Here is a 16,936-nt window from a genome sequence, read left to right as displayed (position 1 = left end):
AGCACCCGTTTTCCGTGCAAACTTCATGTTCATGGAGATCGTTCCCGCACTTGTTGGTGCCGAACGGATCGAAGTGTACCTGTACAAGCATGACCTCACACGCGAGTACGTGAACGTCGATCAGTACGGCCGGCTCTATGTGTGGGACGGAGACGAACGCTATCTCGAGATACCGCTTGAGCAGGCCCGCCACCGTCTCGTCGGTGGTCTAGTGTCGGCCCTTGAGAGTGGCGTCAACATCAGCCAAGACATGCGAGCCGCGTACGAAAGACTTGCTCGAGTAACCGGCCTTGTGACTCGCAAGAGGACGGACTAGGACAAACTCGTGCCTCGCCCATGGTAACGACAGTGGCCCACCCGATAGTCGCCTCAAATGAGCACATACCCAAATGGGCCGGGTCATTGCGGCCCATAATTACCGCAATGCATCAACTCGTGACCGAGGTGTATCCGAGCCAAATCACGATGTCTCATGATTGTTAGGACACCCATGGAAAACAAACTCGATTTGCAATCGCTCCTTGAGGAAGCTGACAGGTTGATTCTGGTCGCCGGCCTGCAAGCACTACTTCGCGAACGCATCGCGGCATACAACACGGCCATTTCCGTCGCGATCGGTCGCGGCGCGCCCCAGCCTGCCCGTTCGATGTTCGGCCTGGACGAAGCACATGCGATGCTGCGCCGCGTCGGTGCCGCGCCTTCGGCATTCTGATTCTCCGCGTGAGCGCCCCATACCGGGCTGTTACCGGACGGGCAAACCTCCCGGAAGAGACAACGGAAATCGACGTGCGAAAAAGTAGAGGCAAACATGGGACAGTTGTATCGTGGTGTCTGCGACGCGCTCGATCGAGCCAATGAGGGACGGTTGCAGCCAAAGGGCAGGCTTAGTGCGGTTAGCATGACTCGCGGTGATTCGAAGTTGTTAATCACGCAAGGGGGAAATGGAATTCCCCGCGATGGTTCCATAACGCGCTACCCCTCCGACGAAAACGCAGTAAGATCTCAACACATCCAATCTGGACTGAACGATAACTGTTTTCTCTCGTTCACCCGATCTCGGGAGAAGGCACTCTGGTACGCGACAAGGACGATTGATGGCGAGCGAACAAATGGCTTCATCTATGTTGTAGATGAGACTCTCCTTGCAGTCCACGGTGTCACTCAAAGAGAAGTCAATAACGCCTACTTCCCAGACGAAATGGAGGTAAGCCTGAGAGCCACGGATTGCGGAGATCTTCCGCCAGGGATTGTCGTCAAGAAAATACCTTGCACGCCGGAGGATTGACCAGAAGCACGGCGAGCCAAGAGCCACGCCCATCCAGTATGAGATATTTCTGCCCTTTGATCACGGAATACTCTCAAAAACACTTGATCAAGTGCATCGGAAGAACTTAGATGGACACGCTTCAATGGCCTGAGCGCCTTCACTACAGAGACCGTCTTCGGACAGCGAGGTACGCAGCATTGGCAGACGCCGAGGCGTTTGGCGAGATTTGTTTCACGGTAGAAGCAATCGGACTTCGCCTCTCCCGAAAAGAAGGCACGCTGGGTTCATATTTCGACCCTGTCAAGGTACTTGCCGAACAGTCTGTGGTCTTGAGTGAAATGCCAGGTATATTTCCTCAGCTATTCTCTCGGTTTGGTGCACTATATAGGACCGCGCAGGCCGCTCGCAACGATGCAATGCACTCGGGTGTATACGCCCGTCACGCAACGACAGCAGCGATTGAGTTATGCATAGGATTGGAGGAGGCCCTGATGGTAGAGCAGCAACATCCGCGGACGAAGGTCGAAGATTATATGGTCCGCTCTCCGATTATCGTTCAACCATGGCAACCTGTCGCGTACGCTAGGCAGCTCATGCTCATGCATTCGTTCTCGTTCCTCCCTGTCAATCTTGATGGGTGGAAGCTGGTTCCCGAAGCATCAATGGCAAAATTCCTTCATCGAAACGGTGAGAGAAAAGCCGTGCTCGCTAGGTCGATCCAAGAGGCAGCTAGACTTGACGAACGTCCGCTCGAACTGGTGAACGCACAGGTCGTTACCCCTCACGATAACGTCGAAGTATTGCTCAATGCGGCCGACGTAGGTAAGCCTACGTTGTGGCTCGTTGACGACGGCCACGGCGGCCTCGCTGGCGTGCTTTCGCCGTTTGAGCTCATGTAGCCAAGCGTACTTGGTGACTTGAAACCGGGAAACACATGCCCCTAATGGCGACAGCGGATGCGTTGCGCCTCGCAATCAACCTACTTCGAGTCGCGGCCGAGTCTCGGCGGCTACCGTCCGGTATCGAGTTGGACGACCCAACTGCAGGGTTGCATGCTGATGCCGCCGATACGTTGGCCACATCGCTGGCCGACTTGGAGGACCACGAATGAAGTGCAGCGAGACGGAAGATGGAAATGCGCCGAGAGTATGACCTTCAAACTGACGTGCTTGCGACAGTCGTCGCGACGACGCCGGTGACGCTGAAGCACGTTGCGCTGCTAACCGCCTTTGCCACGCGCACAGATTTTCGCGACGCGCGTTACGTCACCACACGCGATACTTGGTCCGCACGGCCGGCGCGCCTGGTAACAGCGGACGGCATTGAGATCGCTTCCGACTACCGTGCTTGGGTTGAGCAGCAACTCGCCGAGCACGGCGGCAACGCTGAGGCTGTCTGTACGGCCAATCGGACCAAGGGGTATCTGCTGACTGAAGTGCAGCCCGTGCTGCATTACTTTTCCCATGACCGCGGCGGCGACCAGGACAATTTCGTACAACTCGAAGTCTGGGAAGAACAGGAGTTTATCGCTCGCGAGCTGTTTGCCCGACAAGCAACAGACTGGGGGCGCCCGACCATTGACGACCTACGCAATGGCCACCCCGACTCAGGCTTTGAGGAGCGCCTTGAGCGGCGGGATCTCGGTACTCCTCGCTATCGGCTTGGACGCGCGATCGACATGCGGGTCTTCACCGCACTCGTTGAGTCGCTGTTTTCCGATCGCCATCGCCGCGACGGCGACCGTCTCCTACGGGTCACGGACACCTCTACAGGTTCGGAGTCGGTGCGATCGGTACGCGAGTTCACGCCCGGCTACGATCAACATATCTCGCGCGAACGGCGCTTCTTTGACGACTGGACAGAATCCAGTGCTGGGCAGTCCGGCGAACGTATCTGCACGCGCTGGATTTTCCAAACTTCAGACTGGACAGATCCGAAAGCAGTCCGTTGGATTTCCTTCGTGCCGGGGTGGGGTCACAACCAGAAGGTCGCCGCGGTGAAGGACACCCATCGGCTCGATGCCTATGGGCTGTTTGGTCGATTGAATCAGTTTGATCGTCGCATCGGAATGCCGTTTGCCTGGTACTTTTACGGGCTTCATGGCAACCTGGTCAAGGATGGACACCTCGAACGAATCCTCGAAGCCGCAGAGCAAGGCTTGATCGTACTGCCAGAGAACAACTATCGGGTGCTGCGGCGCTGGCGCGATCTGCCCTACGGTTTCTGAGAAGCACCGCGAGTTGCGGAACGGCGGATATCGTAGCCTCTCGGCGGCAATGGCGAGCTGCCATGTTGAACATTCGAGGTATCGAGATGAGCGAAATTTCTGATGAAGCCCTACCTCATTGAAGTGTCCTCACTGCGAGACACGGTCTGGGTCACGGCAAACGATGGCTCGTGCATCGGGAGGTTCAGCAAGCGATTCGGGATTGACGTTCACCGCACCGTCGATGACCAACGGGCTGGCGCCGGCCAGTGCCTTTTCTGCACACACCGACCAGCGGGTGAAGCTGAATGGCACACGTTCCGTGCAAGGATTCGCGATCACTACGGCATCGATATCCCGGCAGACACGATCATCTTCTGAAGACAAGAACTGGTGTCAGCATTGGCACCTTGCGACGAGAGACTAACCATGATCGCGATCCTTTCCGACGTCGAGCGGACAGCTATTCGAAACTTGGCTGCCGGTGACAGATCGCAATTGCCGCTGGCGACGGCCGCTTTCGAGCGGGCCGCACGAGAATTCGGTGTGGACGCCTGCGTGGAGCTTCAGTTCATGTCGGAGGTTCTAGCGCCAACTCCGGATCTCTTGCTTCGCGCACGGTATCCCGCGGCAGTCCTAAAGTGCCCTCTTTGACAGGGAATCAAATGGAAGCACTGACATCGGAGCAAGCTGCGCACGTCGCGAAGGTCTACCCGGAGATTCGAGCCCGAAAACTGCCGTCGCGGAGCGAAATGCACGAGATTATTGCCGTCGACTGGGGCACGACCATTGTGGGGGTCATGAACGTGCTCACCGGCTCGTACATCGCCTACCGTGACGGCGATCAGGCTGCCGGAGCAAGACGTGTTCTCGATGCAACTGGGACCATTGTCAGTTTCAACGGGACAGACTGCGATCTCCCAAGACTTTATGAGTTGCTCGGTCTCGACCAGGACAGTCACGTCCTCAAAGCAACGCACGATGACATGCGACTTATCACCTCCAGCATTCGCTGGCCATGTGACCCCGGCACGATTCCGATCTACGGCCACAACCTACGGGCAACATACGAGCACTTCTGCGGACCGCTTCCCCCCTCCCCTCCCGAGCCAATTCCGGACAAGTACGAACTGGACAACTGGAATGACTGCTACAGGACTGCCGAGCTGTGGAAGAGATGGAAGCAAGGCACCCTAGTTAAGAGAACTTGAGCAACCTGATCAAGCGTGCGAAGTTGGGCCGCCACCTGCTTGAGGCGTGGGTGCGTGCCGTCGAGAAGGACTACTGCAGCGGGCATATCAACTCCGAGCGTAGCCTCCAGGCTTTGCTCGTTGCGAATCTGCATGAGGTGTTCAGAGAAGCGCGAGTCAAACGACGCATCTTCGTCGAGCCAACGATTCTGTTGAGGGATCGGAAGTTGATTCGCCCGAACATCGTCATCTGCAACACACGGGAGGCCAGTGGCTTCCTTGAGCTCAAGTACACGCCGCGTGGAAAAGCCTCGACAGCAAAGGATATGCAGAGCATTTCCTCAATCGCACGCGACGAGCAGGTTTCCATCGACCTGCAACGCTACCAGGGTCCTGAGCTGCCTCCAATGACCCTTCGGATGTCCAAGATGACACTATTCGGTGGGCTGGTATTTACGCTGACGCTGCCGCGTCCTCTCTGGACTGGGAGACCGCCGACACGTTTGCGACTCACTGCATTCTCGAACTGCACGCAAGGACGATTGCCGGCTGCGTACCCGAGGTGCACTACCATACCAACGCGTTCTGATTCTCTGGAGGATTCGGCGATGGAAGTCAAAACCGACCCGGGGGACTGGAAGGAAGAGAGTACGTACGGATGATCGCATACTTCTGGGCTGAGGATCGGCAGGTATGTCCTCAAAGGTGTGTCGAAATTCCTCCTATGGCGCGGCGAGACAATCCTCGGCAAATTCGATACCCTCGAACAGGCCAAACGAGGTGCAACCGCGGGAGCAAAGCGCCCGTGAGTACGCCGTGGAAGTCTGTACTCTGACCTCCTCCCACACCGCAGCTTGCTCTCGGCCGGCGGGAGTCTATGAAGGAAATCATGTCCATCGGCACTCAAACACAAGCAATGGTCCATCCCGTCGGTGGCCAAGTCTTCCCCCTCACCGCACGAGCGCTAGCGGACTCAAACATGGTCGAGGCGCGACGGCAGCTGCTGCATGCTCACCACATCGCTCCGCTCACCGCGTATGTCGCCGAGCTACGGGCGCGGCACCCCGACTGGGAGTTCCCAGACTTCGACCCGCTCGACGGAGGAATCGAAGCAGATCTGCTCTTTCTTCTCGAGAAGCCAGGCCCCAAGACTTCCCCCGAGAACAAAGGTTCCGGCTTCATCTCGCGCGACAACAATGATCCCACTGCTCACGCGATCTTCGAGCATATGGGAAAAGCCAATATTGACCGCCGGCGCACCGTTCTCTGGAACACAGTGCCAGGCTGGAACCGCACGCGCGCCATCGCCGCCGGCGAAGTGAAGGCGGGCCTTCAAGAGTTGCACCGGCTTCTCGAACTCCTGCCTGCACTCAGAACGGTTGTCCTCGTTGGGAGGAAGGCGCAGCGCGCAGAAGCGATCCTGACGACGAAGCCTCTGCGGCTTTTCCATTCGGCGCACCCAAGCCCGCTGGTTAGGGGCCCGAACCCCGCGATGTGGAATCAGATCCACCATCAATGGGCCGAAGCAGCCGCGCCCTACTGAATGCCTTTTCAACGCCAGGACCACTACCGGCCGCGGACGTCGCCTGGCAACTCGCGGTAACGTGGCATCGACACGGGCCCATCGTCAAGGCCTGTAGCCGTGTCTCTTTAGAGAGACATATCCTGGTCTCTCGGCTACTCTTGCTGAAGGACCGCTCAACGAATAGCTCTGCGCCGAAGTGCCACCCACGGGAGATCCAGAATGGCCTTTCATCGGTTCAACATTGGCAACGTCCCGGAACACCGGAATGAGTGGTGGCGTGAGAATATCCGGCGCGGTGTCGTCACGGCCGGGTTCGAGGGAGTCCGCGGCGACAAAGGAGATCGCGCTCTTCATGCCGTGAAAGCAGGCGACTGGCTTTTCGCATACGTCAGCGGGAAAGGCTACGTCGGTGCCGGTGAGGTGCTTGCCGAATCTACCTACGTATTGCACCCCCATTTTCTCGACGGCTCGTTCTCAGTTCACCGCCACGAGCGCGGAGTCGCATGGCGGTATGTTATTCGCGACGTCGACCTGGCCATCGAGTTGCACGAAGCGCAGCTGGGGCATCCTCTAAGCACTCGCTCGCGTGTCAAAGACACTCAAGCGGCGGAACACCTTCTTCAGCTGCTGCGCGAGCGTGGAGAGCATCTCCACGCAGGCGACAGCTATGGCCAACTTGACCACGATCTGCAGGAGCTCGCAGAACGCGCCTCGATTCCCGAGACACAGCGGGAGGCCCTCGTCGACGCCAGATTGGGACAAGGGGCATTCCGATGCCGGATGCTGGCGCGGTGGCAAGGCCGTTGCGCCGTCACGGGAGTTGGCATCGACGCTGTGCTCATCGCCAGCCACGCCAAGCCGTGGCGCACGAGCACCGACGAGGAGCGGCTCGATCCGTGCAATGGGCTCCCGCTGGTGGCCACACTCGATCGGCTGTTTGATCAAGGTCTCGTCGCATTTCATCCGGAGACAGGTGAGATGAAAGTCTCGCCCAGGCTAGCGGGGGACGATCAGTCGGCGCTCGGGCTACCAGCAGCCCTACGCCGCCAGCCAAGCGCCCAGGAAGCCGCGTACCTTGAGTATCATCTCAAGCACGTCTTTCATTCTGGATTCTGATCGAATGCACTCCTACATCAAGCATGCTTCTTCGCTGTTTGGCATTGCCACGCTTTGCAGCGGTTGCGCGTCGGCCCCGCCTACCCATCTCACGCTCAGCGATCCTATGCACCGCGTGATCGAGCTCGATGCAGCCTTCACGGAATCAGGTACCGCTCGCCGGTGCGCCGAGAACATGCTGAAGCACTCGCCGGTCACTGAGGCGACCGACATCACGACCCGCGTCAACACATCGGGAAATGACATGATCGTCGATGTAACGGCCAATCTGGTGTTGCAGCCGGGCATGATTGGCGGGCCCCTGCCGGTCGCGTTCCGTTGCACATACCGCGACGGAAAGATGGTGAAGGCCACCTGGACCGGCGGCCTGAAGGGCAGCTGACACTTCCCCCTGGAGTTCAGCAGGCGCTACGCAATGCTACTGGCCATTGGCCGCATCCCGTCATTGCATCACGCGCCCATTTAGGGGGAAAACAGGCCACTCGCCGACGCGCGTCGGGAGTCTATTGGTTCGACGATCTGGTGGTCCTCAAGACTGCCACCCAACCGGCGGTCCTGGTAGAAGCCGCCGTCATCGTCAATCCTGACGAGGATAGCTTGGTCTCCGACGGCCAGAATCGGACTGTGATCGCCCGGGCCATCGCAGCAGGCATCGGTACCTGCCTTCGCGATCGGCGTCTGCAGTCGAGGTAGCACTTTGCCGCGGGCCGCCACGCCGCGCTCACAAGCCCGATTGCCTCTGCGCGACGAGAACGGGCCTTCCCGTGAATTTATACGCTGCCATTTGACTACAGTATCGAGCAACGCCTCGCGGGAGGATTGGGGTCTTCTTTGAAGGGCCCCTACGCGAAGCACCCTCCTCTCGGCCCTGTGAGTTTCCATGAGTCCAGATCTGTACCAGACCTTGCGAGCAGACGTGATTGCGCGCGGCTTTCAATGCGATATTGACTGGTCGGAGTCATTGCACCCAGTGACGGATGCTGACGTCTTCGGGCGGGAGTATGTCTTCGTGATCTGCAACTCTGGAATGAAAGCGCAGATCGCCCGCGCCATCTACAGCCGCGTCATGGAGGCCCTGGTCGTCGGAGCGTCCGCGAAAAGTGTCTTTGGGCACCCCGGCAAGGCCGGTGCGATCGACCGGGGTTGGCGTGGACGCAAAGCATGGCTCGATGCCTATCTTGCGGCAGAGGACAAACTCACCTTCCTCGGCGCCCTCCCCTGGATCGGCGAGATCACCAAGTTTCACCTTGCCAAGAATCTCGGGGTAGACGTAGCGAAGCCAGACCGGCACTTGCAGAGAGTGGCTGACGTCTATGGTCTCTCTGTCGACCAGCTCTGCGCGGAATTGTCGCGTTCGAGCGGTGACCGCGTTGCGACCGTCGACTACGTAATCTGGCGCGCCTGCAACCTTGGCATTTTGCTCTCGCAGGAAGCGAATCGGTACCGGAAATCTACATGAAAGCTCATATGAATCGGTGGGGATTGAAGCTGTTCTGTTGGCTCGCCGTAGCCGTATCGGCCTACGCATATCACACGGGACGGCTCGCGATCGCAATTGCCTGCGGTGCGTTGGCATTGCTCGCACTACTGATCGAACTGCGTCGGGCGAACCGACAATCGTCGCTCGAGCACGCTGTCACCATGACGCGCGAGGAGCGCCTCCTGAGCGTCGCGCTGATGCTACTGCTGATAGCGGCAATCCGGTTCGTCCAAGTCTTGAGGCATTAGGGAGAGTTGCGCCTGCACGCAGTATTGGCAACTTGGCATACTAATGCCACCCGCTAAACTCATGGTTGCACAGGTTGAAGCACACGGCGGGACGGTCTTCGTCTTCGATCGCTCCCCCTCGACGGTCCGCTGCGGCAGGCGGCCCGCCGCCCGCGCCGGCATCGCTCGCACTAGGTGAAGGTGGACGTGCGGCGTGCCACGCGCTGCTACGGCGCCTCCCCCAAGCCGGAGAGCTTTGCCGCCGTGCTCGCCGCCATGCCCAAGGGCCACGCGCGGCCTTGAGTCTTGGTACGGCGCCCACAGACAACTCGGCGCACCCTGCGCCCCGCACCGGCCGGCAGCCGAAGGAGAATAGATTTCCCATGACCCATCACACCCTACTCGGTCGCGAGCCCAAAGTTGACCGCCCCGGCTTCTCGATTCCCTGGTTCGCCACCGTCGACGTGGCCATGAACGGATCAACCTGGCAATGGTGCTTGGTCGACCAGGGCAAGCCTGTGGGCGCGGTGAATCCGGGCTTTGCGACCGAAGACGCGGCCAAGGCCGATGCCCTCGAGACGCTAGACGGCGACGAGTGGGAAAGCTGACCCCCTGCTCGGCCCAAGCCGCCTGCGGGCGGCTTTTGGTCGGCCGCGTCCTTGCCGATAACTGGCTTTGCCAGAAAACGCCTCTTGAAACTCAGCGAGGCGGCCGCCATCTATGTCTCCGGCCAATGTTGGCCATCACCCAGGAGATTTGAGCGCATGACGGCCGTGGACCTGACGAAAGCGAAAGAAGTAATTGACCGCCCGAACGCCAATGAGGCGAACCGGTTTCTCAAGCTGGGCTGGACGCTGATTAACACGGCGTCGGGGAAGGATGAGCAGGGCTATCCGATCACTACCTATTCGCTCGCATGGTGCGGCGAGGGTGAGCCGAAGAATCCCTCGTACTAAACTGAGCGTACCGGGCTAGTGCGCTGCTCAACGCCGCCCACGGGCGGCGTTTTCGTCGGCCGCCGCCTTAGCGAGGACAGTCTCACTAGACAACGCCCCTCAACGGGCACCAGGCGCCCCGCGCGCCCCACACCGGCCGGCCGCCGTGACTAGAGACTGGACCGATGGACGACAGCAGCTGGGATAAGGCGGATTGGAAGGCGCGGGCCGAGACGCTGGCAACTTTGCTCGACAGCTTTCGCGAGGATGCTCGGCGCTACCGACACCTGATGTCGCTGGCCCAACCCGAGGCGGATGGCTGGCACATCCACGTGCCGGGGGATCTGGAGATGCCCTTTGCCCAAGCCATTGACACGCACGCCAGTGCCACGCAGGCCATTTCGGCCTTGAATCGTCGGCGCTAATCGGTAACGGGCCGCCGGCGAGGCGCCTTTTTTTGATACCGTGGTCCTTGCCGATAACTGTTATTATCGGCAAGGCCAGTGTCCACCGGCAGACTTAGCACTATCCAAGCAATCGTTGCGGATGGGCCGATGATTGGGATATGGAGGGGATGACGCCCCATTTCGCTGCGCTGGAGGAGGCGTGATGACCACAGCATTGCGCTTTGCCGCCGAGGAATTGAAACTGGGTTCCCGGGATGTGTCGATGTTGGAGCATTTGTTGGCCAGCAATCCGGTGGCACAGGAAGGTCACGAGGCGCTCATCACCAAAAGAGACTTCCTTTCATCACTGTCTCCCACAGCGATCGCTTCGTCCACGAGGGAGCATCTTCGGCAACAGCATGCGATCAAAGGGGCGGTCAGTCAGCTCGCGACGCTCCGCGGAACGCTTCGTCCACCGGGCGACGATACGATCGAGATCCAGGTGGTGCCCCTGGAGTCCATAACCTTCGTCACTGATTCCAAGTTCATCCGGTATCGCTTCAACACTAGCTTCCTTGAACTCTTGCGCCTCATCGCGCAGCGTCACCACCTGAAGGCCCTCTTCTGAGTCGTCAGCTCACGGCGCACAGGTTCTTATGCGGCGAGGCGGTGCCCAAAGTACATGGGAGCGCGATCGTCCAAGATCGCACCAATCGCATTGAAATCAGTCGGATCGGGGCGCAACCAGGCGTCGAGGTGTTCCCGTTTGATCGGCACGATGCAGCGATCGTGACCCGCGGCCGATACCTCCGGAGGAGGCTCATCGGTAATCGCGGCAAACGAGAAGAATCCCCCCTCCCCTTCTTCGTCCTTCGTGTACGACCATAGGCACGCAACCAGCATGTCCTGCTCGGGCTCTGGCTTGAACTCCAAGACGACATTGCCCTCCGGCTCGCCGGGGGCCAGTTCGCGGTGTTCGGCCCTGTGCCGCGCCACGTTCTCGTAGAAGCCAGTCGCCACCATCACCCCGTGCTGATACCCATAGAGGTTGCGCCAGGCGTTGCGAAGGTTGTCACGGCGGGCATTGTACGTTCCGGGCCTCTTCCTTTCGTCCGCCCCGGTCCAGCCAGGGAGGCGACACTGATAGCGCATCGGGACAAGGTGTCGCTGGCCATCCCGTTCGATGATCACCGGTGCGAAGTGGCCAGGGAATATCCGAGCGTCCCTGGGCAGTAGTTCGGTACGCTGCAGGTCGGTGAGATTGCGTTGCGCCCTGGCGATCTTGTCCGTTGAGATCCGACGATCGCTCTCCGCCTTCTTTGTCGGTTTCTCCGCCAATGCACGTTCGGCAGTGGTCAAGCGGGTCTTCTGTTGGAACAGTTCAGCCTCAAAGATACGAGCCTGGTCGGCATTGGCCTTGACGATCAACTGAGCGATCAACTGCTCCTCCTCTGACGCCGGTGAAGCGAACTCCTCCCGCATTGCTTTCGGAATGCGCAGCCAGTTGGAGTGTTCTGCTGCCCGCCAGAACATCTCATAGTACTGGCGCAGGCTCACCTGGACGCCGAATTCTCTCTCGAACTTCCGGTGCTCGGTTCGCACCAATGCGGAATAGCACATGGCGTGTCGCTCACTGATCTTTGGTGTGCAGAGAAACAGGAAAGGTCTGAAGCGCTGCGTATCCGCGCCACGCCGGCGAGCTAGAACGTGCGGGGCGAGAGGGGATCTGCAGCCGTCAGACCAGGATTAGGGTAGCGGAAGCTCAGTGGCCTCGTCCGACATGCGCTACTTTATCGCCTCAGGCTTGAAACTGCGGAAGTCCGCACCGCGCTGCAGGCCGAACGCGACGTTTCGGCAAGGCGCAGGCCTGTTTCCAGGCGCCGGCCTCCTTGGGCGTTCGCGAGCTGCGGAGTAAATCTCTAGCAAGCTGCTGCAGGTGGACCAGGTTCCTGCCGGCCCCCGACGGAAGGTGGAGATCGGCGAGAAGCGGCTCTTAATGTCGTTGCCTGAATCCGTCACGCGCGCTGGCCGCTAGCGTCAAGCACTCGGGTGGAGACGTAGGTACGGGCCCCGTCTTGCCATTCCACGCGCACCTCGGTCGGGCTCACGACATGGGTAACGGTCAGGCGCTTGCCGCGAAATACCCAACTGGTGCCGGGCTTGTACAGGCTCGCCCGGCAGGCCGAGCGGCGTTGTCTGCTGTTCATGGTTGGTGGTCCGGATTCCGGCGGGTTGTGGCTTTCGTCAGGTGGGTAACGCGTCGGTCGCGCACTCGACTCAGGGCGGAACCGTCACGCAAGCCAGAGCTTACACGACCCCGCCCCAGGTGCCGACCAGTGGCGGAGTCCGGCCATCATGACTCATCCGCCGGAAGCGCCGGCCGGACATTCAAACGGCTAAAGCAGTCCGAAAGCGGGTATCGCCGCACGCGTCAGCCTGCAAAATTCGCGCGCCCGCTGCCCAGCGCAGGGTATAGACAGCTCGCAAGTATCGCACCCAGGCGCGATACTATGGAGGCAATCGGCGCAGAACGGGGCTGTCGATGCCGCATATAAGGGAAATCAACATGGCAGAGAAATTGCAAGAATGTCTTGTGGAGTCTGACGGCGCGCATTTTTACCGGGGCGACCTCCATATCCATTCCTATCCAACGTCCCACGATGTCACTGACAAGGCCATGACGCCTCAGGCCATCGTTGATACGGCGGTGCAGGAGAACCTGCGAATCATCGCGATTGCCGACCACAACGAGATCGGGAATGTCCAGGCAGCGGTGACGGCAGGGAACGCCGTTGGCGTTCTCGTTATTCCTGCCGTCGAGCTATCCACACCCGAAGGACATTTGCTCTGTTATTTCCCTTCAGTGGCAGCGCTAACCCAGTTTCACGGCCGCCTTGATCTCGCCGATCGCGGACTTCCCAACAGTCGTTGCCGTAATTCGATGCACGCATGTCTTGATATAGCGCGGGGCTTGGGCGGCTTTTGTGTTCTCGCTCACGTTGACGGCGGTAACGGGTTGGAAACTAACTATCCTGGTGGCTCACCCCACAAGACGGACATCATCTGTCACGACGCCTTGCTCGGGATCGAACTCAGCAGTTCGGCGTCTCCGGTGCGATATGCGCCGGATGACCCTGATCAGGTGCGTGCGAATATTGGTAGGCAGCGTATTGAACGGTTGGGTCTGGGCGAGCGCCAGTATCTGGCGCGCATCCTTAGTTCCGACTCTCACACGGTGAATGCTCTTGGCCGCAACGCCAGTCAGGATCGCAAACTCACCCGCTACAAGATGGCGACCCCTTCGTTTGATGGTTTGCGCCATGCACTGGAAGAGGGGGACTCCCGGATACGCCTGGAAGATGAGGTACCGGCCGCGACGCCGTTCATTCTGGGGATGAAGATCGGCGGCGGCTTTCTGACAGGGCAGACCATTCATTTCAGCCGCAACCTGAACTGCATTATTGGCGGTCGTGGAACCGGGAAATCCACAACGTTTGAGGCTGTGCGCTGCCTGACAGGCAGCGAATCCGGTGCAGAGGTCGTCGACTCAGAGGTATGGCCACATCAGTTGCACCTGTTTTGGCAGGATGAGGCCGGCCAGCAGCACTCGTTGTCGAGAGCAATCGGCGAAAATTTGACAAATCTCGATGATCCACTCGATGGGCCGATCGAATTCGGACTCGACTGTTTTGGACAAGGCGAAGCGGCCCGCGTTCGCGAGCAGGCGAAGGGTGATCCGCTCGCGCTTATGAAGTACCTTGATACCTTTACAGGCGTTCACGACGCAATCGGGGAGGAGCATCTGTTCCGGGGCGACCTCGAGACGCAGCGTAACAAGATTGTGGAGGCAGAGAAGAACGTCGCAGCCGTCCCGCAGACGCAGCGTTCATTGACCGTGGTGCAGCAGCAGTTGAAATTGTTCGAGGCCGCAAAGGGCGCTGAAGTGATCAAGCTGCAACGCAGCCTGGCAATCGAAAAGGCAAAGCGGGAACAACTGAAGGAGAAACTGGGGGATCTGAAGGAATTGGTCGAGGACGCGTCGCTCGCCGAGACGGGAGCAGCCCTTCGGTCGATTGTCGATGCCGGTGACGTCGTCACAGGACGTAACGAGGCGGCAGAGATCGTCTTAGCGCTGGACGAATTTGCTGCAGCGGTAAAGCAGGCGCAGGCCACCATCGGGGCAGCGTATACGAAACTCAACGCCACGACGACGTCATCGATTACCAGATGGATGACCAACGAGCGTCCGATTCGCGAAGAGATTGAGGCAAAGCGGGTCGCGCTGGAGGCGCAAGGCGTCAAGCTAGATATGTCGCACGTCACGAAGCTGACGGCTGAAGAAACGAAGCAGCAGAAACTGCTAACAGACCTCAAAACGTGGGAGCCGTACTTGAAGGCTCTGCGTAGCGAGTATGGGACAATCCTTGAGAAGCGGTGGCAGGCACGCAAAACGGTTGCGGCACTGCGACAGGCCTATGCGATCAAGGCATCGCGCGCGCTCGCGGAGGTGCTCTCGGACTTGCAAGTGAAATTGCAATACGTGGAAAGCGGATTTTCCGAAGAGGCGGTTGGCATCATCGCATCTGCGTTGAGCTGGCGAACGGTAAATCACTACAAGGCACGTGTCATTGTCGAAAAGCTGACCGTACCAGGACTGATCGGCGCGATTGCGAGATCCCAAACTGCGCCACTGACGTCAATCAGAATCGAAGACGATGTTCAGCCGTTTTCGAATGCTGATGCCAGAGAAATTCTGGAGAGGCTCAGCGAACCGTCGATTCGTGCGGCGCTTGAACAATGCCATGTCGACGACCTGCCGAGGTTGACCGTGACACGACGCGTCGGGGAGGGGGTGAACGTCCGATATGTGCAGCGCGATTTTTCCCAGCTCTCGCTTGGTCAGCAGCAATCGGTTTTGCTCGCACTGATCCTATCGTCGGACAGCAAGCGCCCGCTGATCATCGATCAGCCGGAGGATAACCTGGACAGTGAATTCATCTTCCACACTTTTGTGCCAGTCCTTCGTCGTGCGAAAGAACGAAGGCAGGTCATCATCGTCACGCACAACGCGAATATTGCTGTCCTCGGTGATGCCGAACAACTGATCGTCTTCAAGAGCAACAGTGATCACAGCAAGATTGTGGCTCGTGGCTCGATCGACGATGCCAATGCCCGGGATGCCGCATGCAAGATCCTGGAGGGGGCACGCGAGGCCTTCACCCGGCGTGCCAGGATCTACGGGATCAAGTGAGAGTTTCGGGTCATCGCTGTGTTACGTCACGCCTGAGCGATTTGCGACAGCGTGAACCGAGGAGTGGGCCCCGAGATGAGAACACGTTGCATATGCAGCACGAGTTGAGAGGGGGCCGGGATACGCAAAGAATCCGCCACATCCGCACTAGGCAGGTAATTTGGATCGGAAATCGACAGCGGCAGCTCACGCCGCTGGAGATCCTGCTGGCGGTTCCCAAGCCGGTTGGCACGCCGGCAGCTAGATGATCGTGCCAGGCTTGAACTTGGTGCGCTTGACCGCAGGCGGGCGCCTGGGTCCCGCCGCCAGCCGGCGCGCGGCCACGGCCTCGGCCCGCTCGCGCTCCGCCCGCCACCGTGCTTCGTCCAGTTCGACGTGCAGCGCCTGCCGCGCGGCTTCCGCCTCGGCGCACGCCTGTTTCCAGGCGCCGGCCTCCTTGGCCGCTGCGTCGCGTTCGGCCTGCAGCGCGGCGCGGTCTTCGGCGGCTTCCAGCGCTGCCTGCTGCGCCCTGCCCTGTTGCGCCGCTAGCTCGCCCCGCAGGTCGGCCGCCGCCTTCTCGGCGGCCTGGCGGACACCGCGTTCCTGGTCGATCTCGCGCAGCGCGCGCCGTTCGCTCGCGCTCGCGCGCTCCTGGGCGAGCCGGACCTGCTCACGCATCTGCTCCAGTTCTTGTGAGAACTGCGTGCGCAATTCCAGCAGTTGACGCTCGAGCGCAGCGATCTGCTGCTGCGCGGACTCGTGGCGGGCGCGGCTGGCCGCATGGGCCTGCTTTTCCGCCTCCAGCTCGTCCTGGCGCGCGGATTCGGCGAGCCTTGCCCGCTCCAGCGCCGCGCACACGGCAGCGGTTTCCTCCTCCGCGGCGGCCCTCGCCGCCTTCGCCAAATCGCGCTCGGCCCGGGCGTCCTCGGCCTGCAGGCGGGTCTCGGCGCGCAAGGCGGCCAGCTCGGCCGCCGCGGCTTCGTTGGCCGACTGCCAGATGGTCTGCACCGCCTCGGCCGCGATCTGCTTGAGCGCCTCCGGCAGGTCCGGGTGATCGATCTTCACGCGCGTCTTCTCGCGCAATGCCTGCCAGAACTGCGCCAGCACCTCGGTCGGCGTGCCCATGCTGCCCTTGCGCACCAGCCCGTAGAGCTTGTTGGCGGTTGGCGTGATGCCATAGCGGAAGAACAGCAGGCCGCAGACCTCCTTGTACAGCGCGCGCGTTTCGGTGACGTGTGACCGCAGGGCGGCGACATCGGCTTGCAAGGCCGCGTCCAGGTGGGGCAATTCGGCGGTAGCGGTCATGGTTTCCTGGTGGTGGGTGCTTGGATTCTGTTGAGATTACTACGTAATACGTTTAATTACGTATCATTC

Annotated in this window: 23 protein-coding genes; 20 read left to right on the top strand and 3 right to left on the bottom strand. The window is 59.9% G+C overall.

Annotated features, from left to right (window positions below):
- Window positions 1–25: 25 nt before the first annotated feature.
- From BKK80_RS34975 to BKK80_RS34895, 19 genes are all read left to right on the top strand, one after another.
- Complete coding sequence (locus BKK80_RS34975) at window positions 26–316, top strand: hypothetical protein (protein ID WP_071073766.1); 291 nt, start codon at window positions 26–28, stop codon at window positions 314–316.
- A 174-nt stretch (window positions 317–490) separates the two neighbouring features.
- Entirely contained in the window at window positions 491–712 is a 222-nt protein-coding gene (locus BKK80_RS34970) for a hypothetical protein (protein WP_071073764.1), read from the top strand.
- A 96-nt stretch (window positions 713–808) separates the two neighbouring features.
- The gene (locus BKK80_RS38090; protein ID WP_418235928.1) at window positions 809–1,285 is read left to right on the top strand and encodes a hypothetical protein; all 477 of its coding nucleotides are present in this window, start codon (window positions 809–811) and stop codon (window positions 1,283–1,285) included.
- 110 nt (window positions 1,286–1,395) lie between these two features.
- A complete protein-coding gene (locus tag BKK80_RS36965; protein ID WP_157903469.1) occupies window positions 1,396–2,166 on the top strand; it encodes a CBS domain-containing protein in 771 nt (256 codons plus the stop codon).
- A gap of 236 nt (window positions 2,167–2,402) precedes the next feature.
- On the top strand, window positions 2,403–3,494 hold the full coding sequence (locus BKK80_RS34960; protein ID WP_071073900.1) for a hypothetical protein: 1,092 nt from the start codon (window positions 2,403–2,405) through the stop codon (window positions 3,492–3,494).
- 102 nt (window positions 3,495–3,596) lie between these two features.
- Window positions 3,597–3,854 carry a hypothetical protein gene (locus tag BKK80_RS34955; RefSeq protein WP_071073760.1) on the top strand — a complete coding sequence of 86 codons (258 nt, stop codon included), beginning with the start codon at window positions 3,597–3,599 and terminating at the stop codon, window positions 3,852–3,854.
- A gap of 48 nt (window positions 3,855–3,902) precedes the next feature.
- Window positions 3,903–4,127, top strand: coding sequence for a hypothetical protein (locus BKK80_RS36095; protein WP_084545954.1), 225 nt, complete (start codon window positions 3,903–3,905; stop codon window positions 4,125–4,127).
- 11 nt (window positions 4,128–4,138) lie between these two features.
- On the top strand, window positions 4,139–4,684 hold the full coding sequence (locus BKK80_RS34950; RefSeq protein WP_157903468.1) for a hypothetical protein: 546 nt from the start codon (window positions 4,139–4,141) through the stop codon (window positions 4,682–4,684).
- Window positions 4,681–5,325 (top strand): hypothetical protein, encoded by a 645-nt coding sequence (locus BKK80_RS34945; RefSeq protein ID WP_071073755.1) that lies wholly within the window; start codon window positions 4,681–4,683, stop codon window positions 5,323–5,325. Before BKK80_RS34950 ends, BKK80_RS34945 begins: the two co-directional genes overlap by 4 nt.
- A gap of 215 nt (window positions 5,326–5,540) precedes the next feature.
- Window positions 5,541–6,206, top strand: a complete 666-nt coding sequence (locus BKK80_RS34940) for a uracil-DNA glycosylase (protein WP_236904057.1) — start codon at window positions 5,541–5,543, stop codon at window positions 6,204–6,206.
- 201 nt (window positions 6,207–6,407) lie between these two features.
- Window positions 6,408–7,304: an HNH endonuclease gene (locus BKK80_RS34935; protein ID WP_071073754.1), complete on the top strand. Its 897-nt coding sequence runs from the start codon at window positions 6,408–6,410 to the stop codon at window positions 7,302–7,304.
- Window positions 7,305–7,308: 4 nt separating this feature from the next.
- Entirely contained in the window at window positions 7,309–7,686 is a 378-nt protein-coding gene (locus BKK80_RS36960) for a hypothetical protein (RefSeq protein ID WP_071073752.1), read from the top strand.
- Between the two features lie 140 nt (window positions 7,687–7,826).
- Entirely contained in the window at window positions 7,827–7,997 is a 171-nt protein-coding gene (locus tag BKK80_RS37710) for an N-acetylmuramoyl-L-alanine amidase (RefSeq protein WP_236904055.1), read from the top strand.
- A 187-nt stretch (window positions 7,998–8,184) separates the two neighbouring features.
- The gene (locus BKK80_RS34920; RefSeq protein ID WP_071073748.1) at window positions 8,185–8,763 is read left to right on the top strand and encodes a hypothetical protein; all 579 of its coding nucleotides are present in this window, start codon (window positions 8,185–8,187) and stop codon (window positions 8,761–8,763) included.
- Window positions 8,760–9,032, top strand: coding sequence for a hypothetical protein (locus BKK80_RS34915; protein WP_157903467.1), 273 nt, complete (start codon window positions 8,760–8,762; stop codon window positions 9,030–9,032). The genes BKK80_RS34920 and BKK80_RS34915 overlap by 4 nt, the downstream gene beginning before the upstream one ends.
- Window positions 9,033–9,394: 362 nt before the next feature.
- A complete protein-coding gene (locus tag BKK80_RS34910) occupies window positions 9,395–9,619 on the top strand; it encodes a hypothetical protein (protein ID WP_071073745.1) in 225 nt (74 codons plus the stop codon).
- Between the two features lie 156 nt (window positions 9,620–9,775).
- Window positions 9,776–9,967: a hypothetical protein gene (locus BKK80_RS34905; protein ID WP_071073743.1), complete on the top strand. Its 192-nt coding sequence runs from the start codon at window positions 9,776–9,778 to the stop codon at window positions 9,965–9,967.
- 164 nt (window positions 9,968–10,131) lie between these two features.
- Window positions 10,132–10,371, top strand: coding sequence for a hypothetical protein (locus BKK80_RS34900; RefSeq protein WP_071073740.1), 240 nt, complete (start codon window positions 10,132–10,134; stop codon window positions 10,369–10,371).
- A 184-nt stretch (window positions 10,372–10,555) separates the two neighbouring features.
- Window positions 10,556–10,960 carry a hypothetical protein gene (locus BKK80_RS34895; RefSeq protein WP_071073738.1) on the top strand — a complete coding sequence of 135 codons (405 nt, stop codon included), beginning with the start codon at window positions 10,556–10,558 and terminating at the stop codon, window positions 10,958–10,960.
- A 26-nt stretch (window positions 10,961–10,986) separates the two neighbouring features.
- Here BKK80_RS34895 and BKK80_RS34890 read toward each other — a convergent pair whose 3' ends face one another.
- Entirely contained in the window at window positions 10,987–11,952 is a 966-nt protein-coding gene (locus BKK80_RS34890; RefSeq protein ID WP_071073733.1) for an SOS response-associated peptidase family protein, read from the bottom strand.
- Between the two features lie 395 nt (window positions 11,953–12,347).
- On the bottom strand, window positions 12,348–12,539 hold the full coding sequence (locus tag BKK80_RS36085; protein ID WP_084545952.1) for a hypothetical protein: 192 nt from the start codon (window positions 12,537–12,539) through the stop codon (window positions 12,348–12,350).
- 359 nt (window positions 12,540–12,898) lie between these two features.
- Between BKK80_RS36085 and BKK80_RS34885 the strand changes: the two genes are divergently transcribed.
- Entirely contained in the window at window positions 12,899–15,583 is a 2,685-nt protein-coding gene (locus BKK80_RS34885) for a TrlF family AAA-like ATPase (RefSeq protein ID WP_071073897.1), read from the top strand.
- Window positions 15,584–15,823: 240 nt separating this feature from the next.
- Here the strand turns inward: BKK80_RS34885 and BKK80_RS34880 are convergent, their stop codons facing one another.
- A complete protein-coding gene (locus BKK80_RS34880) occupies window positions 15,824–16,867 on the bottom strand; it encodes a DNA-binding protein (protein WP_071073731.1) in 1,044 nt (347 codons plus the stop codon).
- Window positions 16,868–16,936 lie beyond the last annotated feature (69 nt).

It is taken from the genome of Cupriavidus malaysiensis (assembly GCF_001854325.1).
Classification (GTDB): Bacteria; Pseudomonadota; Gammaproteobacteria; order Burkholderiales; family Burkholderiaceae; genus Cupriavidus; species Cupriavidus malaysiensis.
The sequence above is the reverse complement of the archived record's forward strand: the minus strand, read 5'-3'. Positions and strand labels throughout refer to the sequence as shown.